General features: G+C 68.1%; 12 protein-coding genes. All 12 read right to left on the bottom strand.

Translation table 11 applies throughout. From position 1 onward, the window contains the following. Positions 1-390 carry a DUF1987 domain-containing protein gene (locus BLQ58_RS01460; protein WP_092594232.1) on the bottom strand — a complete coding sequence of 130 codons (390 nt, stop codon included), beginning with the start codon at positions 388-390 and terminating at the stop codon, positions 1-3. A gap of 25 nt (positions 391-415) precedes the next feature. Continuing rightward, entirely contained in the window at positions 416-988 is a 573-nt protein-coding gene (locus BLQ58_RS01455) for a SiaB family protein kinase (protein ID WP_092594231.1), read from the bottom strand. Positions 989-1018: 30 nt separating this feature from the next. Beyond that, entirely contained in the window at positions 1019-2266 is a 1248-nt protein-coding gene (locus BLQ58_RS01450) for a SpoIIE family protein phosphatase (protein WP_092594230.1), read from the bottom strand. A 149-nt stretch (positions 2267-2415) separates the two neighbouring features. Then, positions 2416-2664 carry a BcsR/BcsP family cellulose biosynthesis protein gene (bcsR, locus tag BLQ58_RS01445; protein WP_092594229.1) on the bottom strand — a complete coding sequence of 83 codons (249 nt, stop codon included), beginning with the start codon at positions 2662-2664 and terminating at the stop codon, positions 2416-2418. Further along, positions 2661-4217 carry a cellulose biosynthesis protein BcsG gene (bcsG, locus tag BLQ58_RS01440; RefSeq protein ID WP_092594228.1) on the bottom strand — a complete coding sequence of 519 codons (1557 nt, stop codon included), beginning with the start codon at positions 4215-4217 and terminating at the stop codon, positions 2661-2663. Before bcsG ends, bcsR begins: the two co-directional genes overlap by 4 nt. A 10-nt stretch (positions 4218-4227) precedes the next feature. Then, entirely contained in the window at positions 4228-6807 is a 2580-nt protein-coding gene (bcsA, locus tag BLQ58_RS01435; protein WP_092594227.1) for a UDP-forming cellulose synthase catalytic subunit, read from the bottom strand. Beyond that, positions 6804-7586: a cellulose biosynthesis protein BcsQ gene (gene bcsQ, locus BLQ58_RS01430; protein ID WP_092594226.1), complete on the bottom strand. Its 783-nt coding sequence runs from the start codon at positions 7584-7586 to the stop codon at positions 6804-6806. The genes bcsA and bcsQ overlap by 4 nt, the downstream gene beginning before the upstream one ends. After that, positions 7583-7780, bottom strand: a complete 198-nt coding sequence (locus tag BLQ58_RS01425) for a hypothetical protein (protein WP_092594225.1) — start codon at positions 7778-7780, stop codon at positions 7583-7585. Before BLQ58_RS01425 ends, bcsQ begins: the two co-directional genes overlap by 4 nt. 2 nt (positions 7781-7782) lie before the next feature. After that, positions 7783-9618, bottom strand: a complete 1836-nt coding sequence (gene bcsE / locus BLQ58_RS01420) for a cellulose biosynthesis protein BcsE (RefSeq protein ID WP_254775779.1) — start codon at positions 9616-9618, stop codon at positions 7783-7785. 8 nt (positions 9619-9626) lie between these two features. Continuing rightward, the gene (locus tag BLQ58_RS01415; protein ID WP_092594223.1) at positions 9627-13421 is read right to left on the bottom strand and encodes a cellulose synthase subunit BcsC-related outer membrane protein; all 3795 of its coding nucleotides are present in this window, start codon (positions 13419-13421) and stop codon (positions 9627-9629) included. Further along, positions 13403-14521, bottom strand: a complete 1119-nt coding sequence (bcsZ, locus tag BLQ58_RS01410) for a cellulose synthase complex periplasmic endoglucanase BcsZ (protein WP_254775792.1) — start codon at positions 14519-14521, stop codon at positions 13403-13405. Before bcsZ ends, BLQ58_RS01415 begins: the two co-directional genes overlap by 19 nt. Positions 14522-14582: 61 nt before the next feature. Then, positions 14583-16844: a cellulose biosynthesis cyclic di-GMP-binding regulatory protein BcsB gene (bcsB, locus tag BLQ58_RS01405; RefSeq protein ID WP_254775778.1), complete on the bottom strand. Its 2262-nt coding sequence runs from the start codon at positions 16842-16844 to the stop codon at positions 14583-14585. Positions 16845-17152 lie beyond the last annotated feature (308 nt).

Below are 17152 nucleotides of genomic sequence, written 5' to 3'. Positions count from 1 at the left end.
TCAACTGCTGGTGGTCACTTCGTCGATGAAGTCGATGGCGGGGAAGTCGTCGTGCAGTTCCTGGCCAAACTCCAGGATGGTGTCGTCGTCTTCGTCGTGAAACCAGTGCAGCGTCACGTGGTTGCCGCGCTCCGCCGCCTCCTTGAGGGCGTCGAACATGCTGAACAGCATCTTGGTACTCGAACTGTTGAAGTACGTCAGGGACACATTCACGGTCACGTCCGTGTCGTCGCAGTCGGCCAGGTACTTGCGCAGGCGGCTGATGGCCTCGCCGTAGAACACGGCGGCATTCTCGGGGTAGGACTCGCCCTTGAGCGAGAGCGTGTGCCGCGCGAAGTCGAAGCTCACTTCGGGCGAGCTTGGCGTGGCGGCGATGAACAGGTTTTCCATGGCGGTTCGGTGCGATCGGTCAGTGTCAGATGGTGGCGACGAGCTGGAACATCGTCGAGACCGGGTCCGAGTCGATCGGCTGAAAGTTGTACTCCAGGGGGGCGCTCGCGTCGCGCGCCATCGTCAGGATGCCAAGCCCCGCACCCTTGCTGCCTTCGGGGGCATCGGCGCGCAGCGTTTCCTTGTAGGCCCGCTTGATTTCTTCCAGGGTCATGGTCCGCACCTTCTCCAGCGTGCCGCGCAGTTGCTCCACGCGGGCCGAGGATACGGGATTCGAACACATCAGCCGGTAGTGCTCGTCCACCATGCTGATGCAGACGGAGCCGTGGCGCAGCTGCCCGTCCGGCTGCGACGGCGACGTCAGCGAGTCGGACGAATAGTGAACGATGTTCTGCGCCATCTCCACGAACGACGAGAACAGCTTGCGCCGCGTGGTGCCGTCCACGCCACTCACGGTAAGCTGCAGCCGCACCGCATCGGACATGGCGGCGATGATGTTCTGCGAAAAATAGCCGACGTAGTAGAAAATCACCTTGCGTTCCCGAGCCATCTGGAAGAACGGCTCATATTCCTTGTCAATCGATTGTGCGGCGGTCATGGGCAAGCGGTTGGATGCGCGGGACGGGTGTCATTGCGCACGGAAGCAGAAGAATGTCAGGTCGTCGCGGCGGCGTTGTTCGCCTTGCCACGCGCGATGCACGTCCAGTACGGCTTCGCTGATCCGCGTGGCCGATGCGTCGCGCTGCGCGCAGATCGCCTCGCGCATGCGGCGTTTGCCGAACGCGATTTCCCTGGGGCCGCCGATCTGGTCGATCAGCCCGTCGGTGGTCACGAAGACCAGCGTGCCCGCCTGCGTCTGGACGGCGCTGTTGTGCCAGACGTAGTCCATGGCCGTGTCCACGTAGCCCACGCCCATGCGGGCGCCGTTGATCATGGCACCCTCGGCGTCGCCGGGCTGCAGCACGAACAGCGCCGACTTCGCGCCGGCGAATGTCAGTTCCCGCGTGGCGTTGTCGAACCAGAAGAATGCGGCGTCCAGGCCATCGTCCGATTCGGATGCGTCCGGGGTCTGCCGAGGTTCGCGCCCGGTCTGGGCCAGCATCTGCTTGATGCCGCGGTTCACGGCCATCAGCAGCGCGCCGGGGTCGCGCGGCCCGAGCTGCTCCAGGGCCTGGCTCAGGAGCGACGACGCGATCAGCGTCATGAAGGCGCCCGGCACGCCGTGGCCCGTGCAGTCGGCCAGGGCGGCGAACCAGCCGTCCGTGAAGGCGGAAAAATGGTAGAAATCGCCGCCCACCACGTCGCGCGGCTCCCAGACCAGCGCGGCATCGGCCAGCGTGGCGGCCAGGCTCTCGCGCGAGGTGCGCAGCATGGCCCGCTGGATCGTGCTGGCGTAGTCGATGCTGTGCATGATCTGGCGGTTACGTTCGGCCTGCATGTCGGCCACCACGCGCATCAGCTGCAGGCCGTGGCCCAGGCCGAGGTACTGGCCGGCGCGCGCCACGATGAAGCCATCGGCCAGCGCCTTCTCGCCGTATTCCACCGTGCGGAAGGTCAGGGCGTCGATGCTCATCTCGGCGTCGACGACGAGAGGTTCCTTGTCCATGAACGCGATGCAGCTCTTGCGGTTGTAGAGCTCGCGGTGGTACGGCTTGCTCATCTGCGACAGGAAGATCGACCGGTTGATCAGGCCGATGGGCCGGCCCTGCTCGGTGACGGGCAGGCAGGCCAGTTCCCGGTGCAGCGCAAAGACTTCCAGCACGTCCTGGTTCGTATGGTCAGTGGTGACCGAGGGCGTGGACACGGCCAGATCCTCGGCGCATGGCTGCCGGAAGCGCGGTCGCGCAGCGGGTGAATCCACCAGAAAGCCGGACATGACGGTGCGAGCGGGGAATGGGAAAACGGCCCAGAGTCTAGGCGGTCTTTGTGTCGGATCCGTGACGAAAATCCTTTCAAATCAAGGCTTAACGCCCTACTCGCGAGGGGTGGCGGCATTAGCGGTTCAAGCGGCGCGGCAATGCCGCATCACGTGTCGTCGCTGTGCGGCGCCGAAGGCGAGGGGGATGGGGCGCGGCGGGGCGGCAATGGCAGCCCCAACACCTGCGCCAGCAGCGGCCAGCGTTGCGCGGCTTCGGCCGTTTCCACCTCGCCTTGCTGGTCGAAGTAGTGGCGGCCGTCAAAGCCGTCCACCTTCTGGGCCAGCGCATCGATGTCGTTGTAGGCGATGGCCGCCTTGCGCGACGTGATGGGTTTGGTAATGGGACGCGCGCTCATTTCTGCTCCACCCAGACGCCGTCGGGCGTATGCACCACGTAGCCGTCGGTGCGCTTCATCGTGATCGTTCCCTCGTTCTCGCCCACCATCTGGGTTTGCGGCAGGTCCTCGGAATAGTGCGACAGCGCCGGCGCGCCCTGGCGGAACGGGCTGTCCGCCACGAGATTGAACACCAGTTGCGACAGCCCCAGGAAGCTCATCGGCGCGTCGATCGTCACCGGCTGGGGCGTCTCGGTGCCGGGCAGGCCCACCAGCTTGACGCCAACCGGCACATGGATGATGTTCGGCGTGGGAATCTCGCGCAGGCCCGAAATCTGGTTCTTGTCGCCGCGCAGCGCGGCCCCGTGCTCGGGCACGAACACCACCACGGCCTTGCGGCCGGATTTGGCGATGGTGTCGATGATCCGGTCCACGTCGTCCAGCAGCGCCTTGAGCCGCAGCGGATACGACTCCAGGCTGGTCAGCCGCTTGCCCGGCAGCCGGTTGCCGTCGTGCAGCGTCACGGAGTTGTAGTACAGCGCCACCGGTTTCCTGTCCCGCGTCAGGCGCTGTCTGTACCAGTGGTCGAATGTGTCGAAGTCGCCCAGTACCGGCGAATCGTCGAACGCGCGCATGGCCACGGGCACGCCGTCGGTGGCTTCCGGCTGCACGCCTTGCACGCCGATTTCCTTGTCGACAAAGGCGCGGAAATTGTCGAATCGGCCATCGTGGTTCATCAGCACGTGGGGCGTGAAGCCGGCCTGCGCCAGATCGGCAAAGACGTGGCACTCGGCCGGCGCGGGATCGTACAGGTTCTTGTGCGGCTCCTGGCCGCACGCGCCGCGCAGCACGCGGATGGCGGCCGGGCCGCTGTAGCTGGCGGCCGAACTGAAGTTCTTGAACAGGTAGTCGAAGCGCGACAGCAGCGGGTGGTTCAGGCTCTTGGCCGCATCCAGGTCGTCCCACGACAGCGAACAGATATGCAGCACGATGACGTCGAACTGCGCGTCGGGGCTGGCGGTCAGCGGCGACACCGTGGCCGTGCGCTGCGCCTCCTGCTCGCGGAACGCAGTCAGGATCGCGTCGTAGTTGTTGGTGGCGTTGATGTCCGCGCGCGGGCTGTTGGCCGCCTGCGCCACGGCCGCCCCCCGGCCCGGCAGCGTCACGCCCAGGCCGTACCAGAACGGCATCGCGAAGAGGGCAATCAGCACGAAGGTGGTGGTGCGCAGCCAGCGGTTGAGCAGCAGGTAGATCACCAGCACCAGCAGCACGGCCACCACCATCTGGATCGTCACCAGCCGCTGCAGCAGTTCCATCAGATAGGCGGGCGTGAAGGCGCGGATGTTCGCGAACTGCGAGATCACCCGCTCGAACGGCGGCAGCGTCGACTCGCGCCATGCCAGCGCCGCCCCCACCGCGATGGCCAGCACCTGCCGGATCACCCGCAGCGGGCGCGACTCCATCGGCATGACCAGCAGCAGCGCGAACAGGATGTTCAGCAGCCATATCGGCTTCATCTGCCCGGTGTGGAACAGGTAGAGCTTCGCGAGGAAGTAGAGGTTCCAGAGTCCCATGTTGTCTCGATCAAGGCTGGCGCGAACGGCGTCGCGCCACGACCAGGTCCACGGCATCGACCAGGGCGTCGTAGAGCCGCAGCAGACCCTGGTAGCCCATTTCCATGACTTCCTTGAGACTGCGCAGCGGCGCGTCCACGCGCTCGTCGTCCAGCCAGTCGACCCACGCATCGGCCCGGCCGAACGTGCACTGGATCAGTTGCGTCTCGCGCGCCATCGTCGGGTCTTCCATCCGCACGCCCAGATGCCGGTTCACGTTGCGCGTGACGACGGCCGGAAAATGGTAGGTGCGGGCGCCGCGCGACAGACACACGCCGACCCGCGCGCCTTCCTGCAGCGGCACGTCGATGGGCAGCACCACGCCCAGCCCGCCAATCGAATAGTTCTCGGTCTTGCAGGCCAGCGTGCGGCCATCGGGCAGCAGCAGCGTGGCGGGCACGCGCATCGGAATGCGGTGCGACACGCGCACCTGGCGCGCCTCGCGCGCCACGCCAATAGCCGCGCCCAGCATCATCAGGTTGAACAGGGCCCACGCCATGTTCATGAGCACCGTGGCTGGCTCCTCGGTGCCCCAGAACAGCAGCCGGGCAATGCCCGCGCCCAGGCCGATCACGTTCAGCGCCAGCAGGAACAGATAGGGCTTGGAGATCGTCCAGTCCAGGTAGTCGTCGGTAATCTGGCCGCCCTTGGCCGTCACGTTGAACTTGCCGGCGCGCGGGTTGATGAAGGCCACCGTGGTGGGCAGCACGATGTACCACGCCAGCACAGACTCGTAGACCTCGGCCCAGAACGAATGCCGGAAGCGCCCCTGCAGGCGGGAGTTGGTGATGTTGGCGATCAGCAGGTACGGCAGCACGTAGGCCGTGATCAGCAGCGCCGATGTATTGATCACGTGCAGCCCGAAGTACAGGTATGCGATCGGCATGGTCAGGAAGATCAGCCGGGGAATGCCGTAGAAGAAGTGCAGCATCGCGTTGCTGTAGCACAGCCGCTGGAAGAACTTCAGGCCGCGGCCCAGCATCGGGTTGTCCAGCCGGAAGATCTGCGCCATGCCGCGCGCCCAGCGGATGCGCTGGCCGATATGACCGGACAGGCTTTCGGTGGCCAGCCCCGCCGCCTGCACGGTGCGCAGGTAGGCGCTGTTGTAGCCGTGCCGGTGCAGCTTCAGCGCCGTGTGCGCGTCCTCCGTCACGGTCTCCACGGCAATGCCGCCGATCTCCAGCAGCGGGCCGCGCTTGATCACCGCGCACGAACCGCAAAAGAACGTGGCGTTCCAGAAATCGTTGCCGTCCTGGATCAGGCCATAGAACAGGCTGCCTTCGTTGGGCACGCGCCGGAACGTGTCGAAGTTGCGCTCGAACGGATCGGGCGAGAAGAAGTGATGGGGCGTCTGCACCAGCGCGCAGTTCGGATCGGACAGGAACTCGCCCATGGTCATCTGCAGGAACGAGCGGGTGGGGATGTGATCGCAGTCGAAGATGGCGATGTAGTCGCCGTCGGTCTTGGGCAGCGCCGCGTTGATATTGCCGGCCTTGGCGTGGCGGTTGTCGGTGCGCGTCAGGTAACCGACGCCGGCGGCCTCGGCAAACGCGCGGATATGCGGCCGGCGGCCATCGTCGAGAAGGAAGACGCGCAGCTTGTCCGCCGGCCAGTCCATGCTGCGCGCGGCGTAGACGGTGGGCTGGATCACGCTCAGCGACTCGTTGTACGTCGGGATGAAGACGTCCACGGTCGGCCATTCCCCGGGATCTGCCGGCAGCGCCTTCGGTTTGCGCTGCAGCGGCCAGGCCGTCTGCAGGTAGCCGAGCGCCAGCACGATCCACGTATAGATTTCGGCTGCGTACAGCACGTAGCCCACTGCAGCCTCGATGGCGCTGGCAAACTGCAGCGTCTGGGTGGATCGCCACCAGATGTAGCGGCCCGCCATCAGCGTGGAGATGGCGATCATGGTGATGGTGGCCAGATGCCCCGGTACGCGCCGAACCACGCTCAGCACGAGCCAGACCACGGCGAACAGCAGGACCTGGTCCTCGAAGCGCAGCGGCGTGGTGCTGACGGCGAGTGCGGCGATGGCGGCCAGCACGAGGGACACCGGCAGCACGAACGGAATGCGGCCCACGCGCGCCGACACGGCCTCCGTGACATAGGCCACGCGATTCCAGTCGGGGCGCGGCAGGTGCGTCAGCACCTTGTGCCGCAGCCGCGACGCGGCATGCCACAGCGGTTCCAGCACGCGATCCATCCATCGGCGCAGCCAGCCGGTGCGGTCGGGCTCCACGGCGGCGCGCTGCTTTCGCGGGTCGGCGGCAAGGCGCACGCGCGGCTTGGGCGGACGAACGAACAGGCGCCAGACCCAGGTGCCGGCCGAAGGACGCTTGCCGATGCCCAGGCGCGCCACCGAACGTCGGTAGATCTGAGCCGCCCATTCAGCGGGGATGTCCGGCTTGCCGGGACGCGGCGGGCGGAAGAACAGGCGCAGCAGCCAGTCGCCGGCATGCGGGACGGTGCTGGTGCCTACGCCAAGCTCGCGCGCCAGCCGCTGGCGGGCCGACGCCATCCACTGTCGGAGCCGCGGCAGGCGCGTGTTCATGCGGTGCTCCCGGCCAACGCAGTCGATTCGATCCACGCCGACAGCCACGATGCCAGCCCATTCAGGTCGTGCGCAGCCTGCGAATGCGGTGTGCTGCGGCTGAAGCACTCGCTGCGCGCCAGGGCTTCGGGCACGCTGCTGTCTTCATGCACGTGGTAGGGCAGCATGGCCTGCCCCAGCGTTGCCTGCAGCATGGCCACGATATCGACATGCAACTGCCGCGCCGGCTGCAGCCGCGTGGCCACGTAGCGCACGGTCTTGGCGCGCGCCTCCAGGCTGTCCGTCAGGCGGCGCAGCGTCAGGCAGGTTTCCGGCTGGGCTGGCAGCAGCACCAGCACCAGGTCGGCGGCATCGATGGCCTGGTTGGCGTAGGCCGACGGCCAGGGAGCCGTATCGATCAGCACGGCGCTGCGCGGCGGCAGGTCCACCTGTTCGATCCGGCGCGCCAGCCAGTTGGCGGTCAGCCGTTCGATCGCGCCCAGTTCGGCGCTGTCGCCCCACGGCACGAACAGCACGCCGTCGTCGCTGCGTTGGCCGCTGGCCGCCCACGCCGAGGGCGAGGCATCGTGCAGGTGAGCGCCGATGCCGTCGGACGGGTTATCGCGCATGCCGAAATGGAAACCCAGCACGTTGCGCGGGTCGCACTCCACGGCCAGCACCGCATGCCTGCGCCAGGTCAGCAGCGACGCCAGTTCGGCGGTCAGCGTGCTGCGGCCAGCGCCGCCCGTGGTGGAGACGATGGCGATGGTGGCGGCTTCCGTCCGGGTCGGCGTGCTCATCTGCGTTCCCCGCCCGATTGGCGCTTGCCGCGGATCACCAGCGCGTCGAGTTGCGGCGGCAGCCGTACGGCCCGGCGCGGACGTGGCGCGCTCCAGCGCGGCAGCCACCGCAGCAGGTCGAAACGCCAGGTCAGCCAGGCGAGGGGCGCGGCCAGGATCAGTCCCCAGATGAAATAGCCAAGAAAGGTTGCCATGGTCAGTCCTGACGTTTGAGGGGCACCGGATGAGGTTCCGGCAGCGCACGGGGTGCGGCGCTTGGGCTGGCGCGCCGTGGCGCCATCAAGGGCAGCGTGACCGGAGCCGCTTGCGCCCCGGGCGCGATTGCGAGGGCAGTGGCGCCTGCCGCTGCAGGGTCCGCCGGCGCCGGCTGCCCGAATGCGTCGGGCGAGGCGTCTTCCGGGCGGAACGGCGGCATCGGCTGCACCGGCAGCCAGGTGCTGTAGTCGGGCGCAGGCAGTTCCGCGATCTCGGCCTCGAACCGGGCCAGCTCGGCGGCGATCGATTCGTTGTCGCCGCTGCGCAGGTCGCCCTGGAACAGATCGGCCATCGGGCGCTTGAACACGCGCTGGCAGACCGCGTCCACATCGTCCATGCGGCAGGCAAAGAAGAAGGCATAGAGGCTGTCGCTGCCGGCCGTGCACAGGTCGCCCGCGCGGCTCATCTGGCACGCGCGCAGGGCATCGATATGGGCCACTTCGGGCAGCAGCGGCAACTGCAGCAGCACGTGCGGCAGCCGGATCATGCGGCTGCGCTCGACGGCGTCGCGCACCAGCGCAATGAAGGTCGATGCCGTGACATAGCCGCTGGCCGTGGTGGTCAGCACGGCAGACAGGGCGGCGCGATAGTCCGCCAGGATCGGCCGCGAGAACACCTGGCCTTGCAGCCCGTCGATCATGGCCTGCATGCGGGCGAACGGCGTGCGCTGCGCCACCACGGCGTTGGCGCCCAGGTTCAGCATCAGCAGCTCATAGTGCTGGCGCATGGCTTCGCGGTCCTCGCGGACCACGATCTTGAGGGCGCGTCCGGCGCTGCGGCGCAGCCGGTGTACCTGGCCGGCAAGGACCTCCAGGTCGCGCATGCCGGCGTAGTGCAGGACCACCGTGGCCGCCACCGATTTGCTGGCGGTGGCCACGGCCGCCTCGTTGCTGTCGACCACGCGCCAGTCCTCGGGGATATAACGCTCGCGCAGCACCGCCTCGCGGCTGACGATCACCCGTTGCTCGTCGGGCGCCAGCATGCCGGCTTCCTCGATGGCGTCGCTATAGGTGTCCGATGCCACCATCAGGCGATGTTCATTGGGTGCGAAGCGCAGGCGCAGCACCTCGCCGGCCACCACCGCCTGGTTGTCGCGCCAGAAGGCGACTTCCCAGGTGTACTGGCCCTGCTGCTGCGACAGCTGTACCGCGCCGGCAAAGCGGCCATGAAAGCCGTGCAGATCGGGCCCAGGCTGGCCTTCTGCCGCGGCCGGCGGCGCCATCACCAGCAGCAGCGCGCAGCGTTCGTCGGCGCACCATTCGCAAAGCCGTACGCCTTCAAGGGCCAGTGCGGTGGCGTCGTGCCAGTTGAAGAACGCTTCCGCGCCTTCCAGCAGGAAGGTCGTGCCGCGCGCGCCGCACTGCTCGACGAGGGCGTCCAGCGCTTCAATCAGCGCGTCGATGCCGGTACGGCCGGCGGATGGGCGCAGTGCGCAAAGGTTGGCCCGCGCGTGGAGCGCGCGGTTCACCTCGATATCCAGGCCATGCTCGCGCAGCGCACCGGAAATGTTGTCGGCGTCGCGGGTGGACAGCACGCAGGCGGGGCCGCGCAGCGCCGAGGCGGCGGTCTGCCAGAACAACGCATCGCGTGCCGGGGACGGCCGCGCATAGACCACGTGCGCGCGGCCCGGCGTCAGCGTGGCCAGCGCAGGGGCCAGGCCCTCGATGGCCAGCGTCGCCCGGGCGTGCAGCCGCGCGGTCAGCGGCGTGCGCGGCGGCGCGGTGCGGGGTGGGGCGGAGGTGCGTACGGCGTCGTTCATCGCGGGTCCCTGGCTCATGGTGCCGCTCAATAGGCCGAATATGGCCGCACCGGCGTTGGCGGGAATGGCACCGGCAGCTGTCGCTTGTCGAACAGGTAGCGCAGCCAGGCCATGGCGCGATTCGGCGCATAGTCGCGCGAGCGGTCGATCGAGAATCCGGCGCCCACCACCCAGTGCGGCGCAACCGTGTATTCGATCGTCGCGCCCAGCGTGTAGCTGAACCCGCCGCCCGATCCGCCGCCATAGGTGGCATTGCCGCTCAGCGCCTGCAGGTCGGGCCGCGTCGGGAAGAACGGGGCCGCATCCTCATAGGTCCATGACCAGCCGGCGGACCCCAGCAGGCGCCACGACCACCTGGCGTAGCGGCCTGTCCAGTCCAGCGGCACGCCGACCGAAACATAACGCTGGGGGCTGTAGTAGCCACCGTGGCCAAACGTGTAGAACCGCTGGTTGTCCGAGTAGTGCCACCAGTTGAAGACCAGGCCGCTGGTCACGCGCTGGTCCCGCTTTGCGTAGACCGGCACATCGAAGCCGGTCCGCAGCGTCACTTCGCGGTTGGTCTTGACGTTGTCACCAGTGTAGAGCCCGGCGCCGACGTCGGCAAACAGCCCCAGGCGGCCCACGTCGCGCGCGTAGCGCAGGTGGACGCCATTGCGCACGATGCCGCCCCAGTGCTCGCCAGTGACCGGATCGCGGGCGCCCGCGTACGAGATCAGCGAGCTGGTCTGCGCGCGGCGCGAGACATCGACGCTCACCGACTGCACGCCCAGGTCCGCCCGGTACCGGAAACCGCCCACCACCGTGCTCTCCAGGAAACCGAGCGGCGTGGTGCCGATATCGGCGCGCCAGCTGTTGTAGGCGCCGTCGTATTCGTAGCCCGCCGCCAGCGCCACGCCCTTGTCGGTCTGTCCGATATTGCCCAGCCCGGCATTGCCGAGCGCGGGAATCTTGCCGAACTCCAGACTGCTGGCCGGCGCGCCGCCGCGCAGCGTGCCAGCATCGAGCAGCACGGTGTCCGCATGAAAGAACGCGTGGCCGGTGTAGCCGTGCGGAATGCGCACGTAGAGCGGAATCTCGGTGGCATGCAGCCGCGAGATACCGTCGTCGCCCGATTTGTTCGATTGCATGACGGCTGTCGCCACCTCGCCCTGGCGACGCGCCTCCAGCCCGGCCAGCGCGCGCTGGGCCGGCGTGCCTTCCGCGCCGGGCAGCACATTTTCGCGCTGCTCCAGCGGCAGCGCCGCGCGATAGATGCCGGCCGCATCGTCGAAGTCGCCGCGCGACTGGGCGATGCGGCCGCGCTGCACGGTGATGTCGGCGCGGTCCGGGTAGCGCGCGTCCAGATCGTCCACCACTTGCGCCGCTTCGTCCTCGCGGCGCATCGCGGTGAAGCGGCGCGCAATCGACAGCCGCGTGTCGATGTCGTCTTCCGGGGTTTCGGCCAGCACCGTACGCACGATATCGAGCGCCTGGCCCGTCTGGCCCATCGCTTCGTACTGCCGAGCCAGCGTAAGCCGGGCGCCCGCGTCGTGCGGCTGCGTGGCCAGCACCTGGCGTGCGGCGTCGGCCGCGCCCTGGTAGTCGCCACCGGCCTGGCGCAGGTCTGCCAGTTCCAGCAGCCAGCGGCGATCCGCCTGCTGTTCGGCCGGCACTGCGTACAGCACCTGCTGCGCGCGCCGCAGGTCGCCGGCTTCGATCTGGCGATCTGTCTCGCGCAACGCCAGCCGCAACGACTGGTCGGCAAAGTCCGCACGTTGTTGGGCCGTGATGCCGGGCAGGGCGGTCGAGTCGGCGATCCATTGGCGCAGGGCGTCGTCGCGGCCGGCAGCGGCCAGCAGTTCGCCGTAGCGCAGGCGGATATCGAGATTGGGCGCTTCCGGATGCGCAGCCAGCCAGTCGCTGACCAGACGCAGACCCTTGTCGGCATCGCCCAGCGCAATCCATTCACGGCCGATCGAGGCCAGCATATGCGGATCGTCCCTGGCTTCCACGGCAGCCTGGTCGAGCAGGCGGCGCGCCTCATCGTCACGCCCTTCGGCCACGCGCTGGCGCGCATCCCGCAGCATCTGCTGGGCGGCCAGGTTGTGGGCCAGGTTGCGCATGCCTTCCGAGCGGCTGGCCGCGGGCACGGCGGCCAGCGTCGAGGCCGCCGCGTCGATGTCGTCGACACTGTTCAGATAGAGCGCGCTGGCATAGCGCATCTCGTTGCCGGGAGCGGCGCGCATGCCGTCGTCCATGACACTGCGGCCCAGCGCGGGAAGGCCCAGGTCGCGATAGACGCGCGCCAGCGTGAAGCGCATCCATGGGTCGTCGGGCCGCAGGCGGATGGCCGCCTCCAGGTCGCGGATGGCGGGGCTGCGCTGCTGCCGGGCCAGCGCCTGATCCGCGCGCACCGACAGCAGGTCTGCCCGCATGGCGCGCAATTCGGCTTCCGACCCCTTCATGCGCGCGGCCTGGCTGGCGATCAGCGCCTCCACTTCGGCGTCGCGCCCTTCCTTCTGCAGGATGCCCACCAGCGTGCGAAGCGCGCCGACGTCCGGTTTGGGCCGCGCCAGCATCCGGCGCAGCAACGTTTCCGCCTCGCGGTTCCTGTTCTGGGCGACCAGGGCTTCGGCCAGGATGTTCTGCGCGTCCTCGTTGTTCGGCTGCTGGGCCAGTGCCTGGCGCGCCAGTTGCTCGGCCTCGGCGGGCTTGCCTTGCCGGTTCGCCTCGCGGGCCTTGGCCACCGTGCCCCAGAACGTGGCCGTGGCGATCAGGCTGCGCCATTTGCTGCTGGGATCGATCTGGTTGGCGCGCGTGAACAATTCGCGGGCCTCGTCGTGGCGGCCCTCGCGCAGGCGCACCAGTCCCAGGCCGCCCACCACTTCGGCATCGTTGCGGCGCTTCTGGTAGGCCTGCTGCAGCGCGATGTCGGCATCCTTGAGCTGGCCACGCTCCAGTTGCGCCAGTCCGCGCTGCCGTGCCCGGTAGGCCGGGTCGGCCTCGAGCTGCTTTTGCGCCGCCACCTTCTTGCCCAGCGCGGCCAGCGTGTCCTGCGCGGCCTTGTCGTCGGGCGCCTCCTTCAGGTATCGCTCGAACCAGACGTAGTAGGCGGGATCTTCGTTGACGCGGTACAGCGTGCGCCGCCAGATATCGAGCGCCGTGGCACGGTCGCCTTCGGGCCGCTGCGTCACTTCGTAAAGCAGCGCGAGACCTTCCTGGCGCGTGGCCTCGCGATCGGTCAGCAGGTCGCCCAGCGCAAGCTTCGGCTGCATGTCGTTCGGGTTGGCGCGCGAGCGTTGGCGAAGCTCGGCAATGGCCCGCGTGCGTCCGGCCGGCGTGCCGGCCAGAATGCGATAGTAGTCGCGCGTCAGGCTGCCCGCCGGGGCGCCGCGCGGGAACAGCTTGTGCAGCCGCTGCACCGCCTCTTCGTCCTGGCCGCTGCGCGACAGCAGCCGGACACTCGCCATTTCGCGCTTGTCGCGCGTGGCGATGCGGTAGGCGTCGTCAAGTTCCTGCGTCTCCGGGCTGTCGGGCGCCACGGTGCGCAGCTTCCTGAGCAGCTTCTCCGCCTGCGCCGGCCGGTTTGAGCGGATCTCGATCAGGCCCAGCAGCTTCAATGCCTCGGGCTGGTTCGGGTCGATCAGCAGCGCCTTGTCGAGGATGCCGCGCGCCATGTCCGCCCGATTCCTCGCCTCCCACATCCTCGCGGACGCCAGCAGTTGCGCCATCTGGGGCGAAGGCGCTGCGCGCGTGGCGGGGACGGGGTCTGCAGCAAGGGCAGGCATGGCGGAACTGGCCAGCAACAGCGCCAGCGTGGAGGCTAGCGCGTTGCGGGGCATGTGGTCTTCCAGGCCGGCACCAGCGTGCCGTCCGCTTCGAAGCGGAAGTGTCCGTCCAGATGGCCCAGGCCGAACAGCGCCAGCACCTGGCTGTAGTAGCCGAACGAGGGCTGCGCGGCGAGCGTGCGGGCGCGGCTGGCCTGGGCGCGGGCGGCATCGCCCATCCCCAGCGCGGCCAGGTAGGGCGCCACGGCGGCGGAGAAGCCCGCGTTGCCAGCATTGGGGCCGAAGGTGCCGGCCTGCGTGTCGACGTGTTCGGGCGGATGGCCGTGGGCTACCACGTAGTCGGCCATCGGGCGGAAAGCGTGCAGGACCGACATTCGTGACGGATCGCGCGCAGCTGTCATCCCGGCCCACAGATAGACACGGATCGCGTTGTAAGAGCCGTCGGCCCTGGTCTCGGCATCGGGCTGGAAGCCGTGGCCCTTCCTGTAGACGACCCAGTCCGGAGAAAAGCCCTTTGGCGCGGTATCGACGATCAGCCGCGCGGAGGTGTCGGCCATCGTCTTCCAGGCGCCGTCTTCGGCGCCCAGCACGGCCGCCAGCCGGCGCATCACGGGCAGCGGCACATAGCTCGGGTTCAGCCGCCAGGTATCGGGCGCGGGATGGAAGCCAGCCGGGCCGGGCAGCAGCGTGCGGCCCAGGCCCGGCAGGACGGCCGATTCCTCACGGAGCACGCGCCGGGCTACCAGTGTGCCAAGCGCCGTATAGCGCCGTTCGTTCCAGAGCCGGCCGGCTTCCAGCAGCGCGTAGGCAATCCACAGGTCGGCATCCGATGCGGGATTCGGATCGATCACGCCCCATGTGCCGGCCTGTTCGCCCTGGGTGCGTTTACCCCAGAGCCATGCTGGCAGGTGCGCCGTCAGGTCGCCCTGGGCAAGGTTGTTCTCGGTCCAGGTCAGCAGCTTGTCGAAAGTGGCGCGGTCGTTGGCCACCAGCGCGAAGAACAGCGCGTAGGATTGCCCTTCGGACACCGTGGCCTGCTGGCTGGTGCTGGCATCGATCACGCGGCCATCCTGGCTGACGGTGTCCCGGCGAAAGGCGTCCCAGTCCGCCCACGGGCACTGGACCGCCACGGCGGATATGGCCGCGCCACCCATCGCCAACGCGAAGGCGCAGCGTAAGGATGCGCGCCGCAGCCAGGCCCGTGCCCGCCGCATGTCAGCCCCCGTTGCGGCGTGCCGCCAGACGGCTCAGCGCCCAGAACAAGGTCAGCGCCACCAGCAAACCGGCGAGGATGCCGGCAATCGCCAGCAGGGCGGGGTGCGCCGACATCTGCATCCACAGGCGCGCGTACCAGGGCAGGTTGCCGACATAGTAGGTATCGCCCAGCCGCAGGCCTTCCAGGTCGCGCTGGCGGATCACGGTCAGGTCGCCGCGGATCTGCGCCACCTTGCCCGGGTCTTCCAGCACGTCCAGCACATCGCGCACGCGGTCGTCGGTGGACGCGGTCAGCGCCACCACGCTACGGCGTTCCGCATAGGGCGACTCAAAGCCGATCAGCGCGGCCAGCGGCCCGTCGGCGGTCAGGATCGCCCGCCCGGCCGGCGAGATGTTCTCGTTGTCCACGCCGCTCAGCCAGTTCGACCAGGCGTGCGCGCGCTGGTCGCGCAGCGCAATCTCGGTCTTGCCGCGTTCGATCAGCAGGGGCAGCGACTTGCCCCATTGCTGCAGCACCTGCGCGGCGCTGCCGGTGCCGATGATGACCAGGTCGCGATGCTTGACCGAATCGATGGCCTTGGCCGGCGTCACGGTCACGCGCAGCGACGGCAGGCCGGTCCACTTGCCCATGTGGCCAAGCACGGTCAGCAGGGCTTCCTGGTCGATGGCGCTCGGCGCGTCGGGGATCACCACGGCGGTATCGGCCAGGTCGGCCATGCGCGTGAACGGGTAGCCGCTGTTCGCGAAGAACGCCAGGTTCGGCAACTGCGCGTAGTGCAGGAATCCGCTGAAGTCGATCGACGAATCGGGGTCCACCGCGGCGCGCGCCACGTTCGCGGCGCTGGACGAGCACAGCCCCGTCTTCTGCGAGTCGATGTGGAAGCGGAACTGCATCTGGTTGTTGCTGCCCACCCGGAACGCCGGGATCAGGACCTCGTTGCTGACGCTGGCGCTGCCGCCCGACAGCAGCGGTACGCTGACCAGGTTCTCGTCGGTCTGCACGGTGAGCGGCTTGAGCCGGTACGACCGCACCAGCTGGTCGTTCACGTCGATACTGAGCACCGAGTCGTTGTAGGTGGAAGGCGCCGTGTAGCGGTACTTCATGTTCATCGGCACCGCGCGGTCGTTCCAGCCGAACAGGTCGGCGGGCACCTTCAGGTTCACGCGGATCGCATCGGGGCTGGCGCCCGCCACCTGCAGCTGCTGCGGGTCGGACACCAGTTCCCTGAACATGACCGGACGATCCACAGGCGCCCACGCCGGCGCGTCGTAGGGGCGGCGCGGCTTGCCCAGGTCCACGGTCTTCACCATGGCACTGGCGCCGGCCATGCCGGCCTTGCCCAGCACCACCGCATTGGCCGCCACTTCCAGCTCCTGCGGCGTGCGGCCGGCCAGCACAAGCAGCTTGCGGGCCGGGTTGGCGGGGTTGGGCAGCACGCTGACGGTGGGGCCTTCGATCTTGTCGATGCGGATGCCGTCAGGCTGCGCGTTGGGCAGTACCAGTGCGATGGCGTGGGCATCGGCCGGCGCGGTGCGCGCCACCGGAAAGCGCAACTCGCGATAGCTCGCCAGCGCGCCCAGCCACGATGCCACCACCCCTGCGGCGCGCAGCGTCACCGGATCGGCACTGGCCGGCAGCACGAAGGGCACGGTCACGCGGCGGTTGTCGCGGCGGTCGAAGAAGGGCGCCGGCAGCAGCGCGAGATTGTCGGGAAGCGTGACCGTGGACTTGGTCAGCGTCAGCGTGCTGGTGGGGCTGATGTCGGTCCACAGGCTGGAGTGGTACGGATCTTCGCAATGATCGAGCGTGTAGTGCGCGATCATCTGCACGTTGATGCGGTTGAAGTCGGTGAAGAAGCGCGGATCGAGATCGATTTCGCGCGATATCTGCTGGCCCGCATGCTGCTGGTCGAGCAGCAGCGTGGCCACCACTTCGTCATTGAGCCGGATCTTCAGGTGCGACAGCGGATAGACCAGCGACGGCGAGTACGTGAAGACGAGCTTCAGCCTGGCCGCCGTCACCACCTCGTCGAGCCTGACGCCGACGTTGACGGTGCGGTCGGGATCGACGCCGCGCAGTGGGATCGTGTAATTGGCGCCCATCTGGGCGAAGGTCAGGGTTTGCGTCTTCCCGGGCGGCGCCGCCGCGGCATCTGGTGCCGGTGCCGCCGGCGTGGCCGTTGCGGCCGAAGCTGAAGCCTGGGCGGCAGCTTCGTTGGGAAGCACGGCCGGAAGAAAGGCCGCCAGGAAGACCATTGGCATCACGGCCCTTCGCATGCAGCCACGAAGCAGGCCTGACACGAGTTCCGTCATATCGGGGCGCCCTGTGAATGTCGCGCAGCAAATCACTGCTTTGTGGGAATACTGCGTGGCGAATATAGCACGCCACTTTCGGCTGGCAGCAACCGTTTGCAGGAACGGGCGAGTGAATTAAGAAAGATTCAATTCATACGGCCGACAGCATCCAAAAACTTTCAGTTGCTTCTGCTTCGCGGCGTCCGCGGCGCCTGTGGGACATGCCGAAATTGCATAAGGGCCGTCCCGCGCGTGTGAAAAAATGCCGTCATTCC

This window comes from Ralstonia sp. 25mfcol4.1 (genome assembly GCF_900104095.1).
In the GTDB taxonomy this organism is placed as follows: Bacteria; Pseudomonadota; Gammaproteobacteria; order Burkholderiales; family Burkholderiaceae; genus Cupriavidus.
The sequence above is the reverse complement of the archived record's forward strand: the minus strand, read 5'-3'. Positions and strand labels throughout refer to the sequence as shown.

Coding starts and splice junctions, on each gene's coding strand:
- BLQ58_RS01460 (WP_092594232.1), bottom strand. CDS start 390: ATGGAAAACCTGTTCATCGCCGCCACGCCAAGCTCGCCCGAAGTGAGC.
- BLQ58_RS01455 (WP_092594231.1), bottom strand. CDS start 988: ATGACCGCCGCACAATCGATTGACAAGGAATATGAGCCGTTCTTCCAG.
- BLQ58_RS01450 (WP_092594230.1), bottom strand. CDS start 2,266: ATGTCCGGCTTTCTGGTGGATTCACCCGCTGCGCGACCGCGCTTCCGG.
- bcsR (WP_092594229.1), bottom strand. CDS start 2,664: ATGAGCGCGCGTCCCATTACCAAACCCATCACGTCGCGCAAGGCGGCC.
- bcsG (WP_092594228.1), bottom strand. CDS start 4,217: ATGGGACTCTGGAACCTCTACTTCCTCGCGAAGCTCTACCTGTTCCAC.
- bcsA (WP_092594227.1), bottom strand. CDS start 6,807: ATGAACACGCGCCTGCCGCGGCTCCGACAGTGGATGGCGTCGGCCCGC.
- bcsQ (WP_092594226.1), bottom strand. CDS start 7,586: ATGAGCACGCCGACCCGGACGGAAGCCGCCACCATCGCCATCGTCTCC.
- BLQ58_RS01425 (WP_092594225.1), bottom strand. CDS start 7,780: ATGGCAACCTTTCTTGGCTATTTCATCTGGGGACTGATCCTGGCCGCG.
- bcsE (WP_254775779.1), bottom strand. CDS start 9,618: ATGAGCCAGGGACCCGCGATGAACGACGCCGTACGCACCTCCGCCCCA.
- BLQ58_RS01415 (WP_092594223.1), bottom strand. CDS start 13,421: ATGCCCCGCAACGCGCTAGCCTCCACGCTGGCGCTGTTGCTGGCCAGT.
- bcsZ (WP_254775792.1), bottom strand. CDS start 14,521: ATGGGTGGCGCGGCCATATCCGCCGTGGCGGTCCAGTGCCCGTGGGCG.
- bcsB (WP_254775778.1), bottom strand. CDS start 16,844: ATGCCAATGGTCTTCCTGGCGGCCTTTCTTCCGGCCGTGCTTCCCAAC.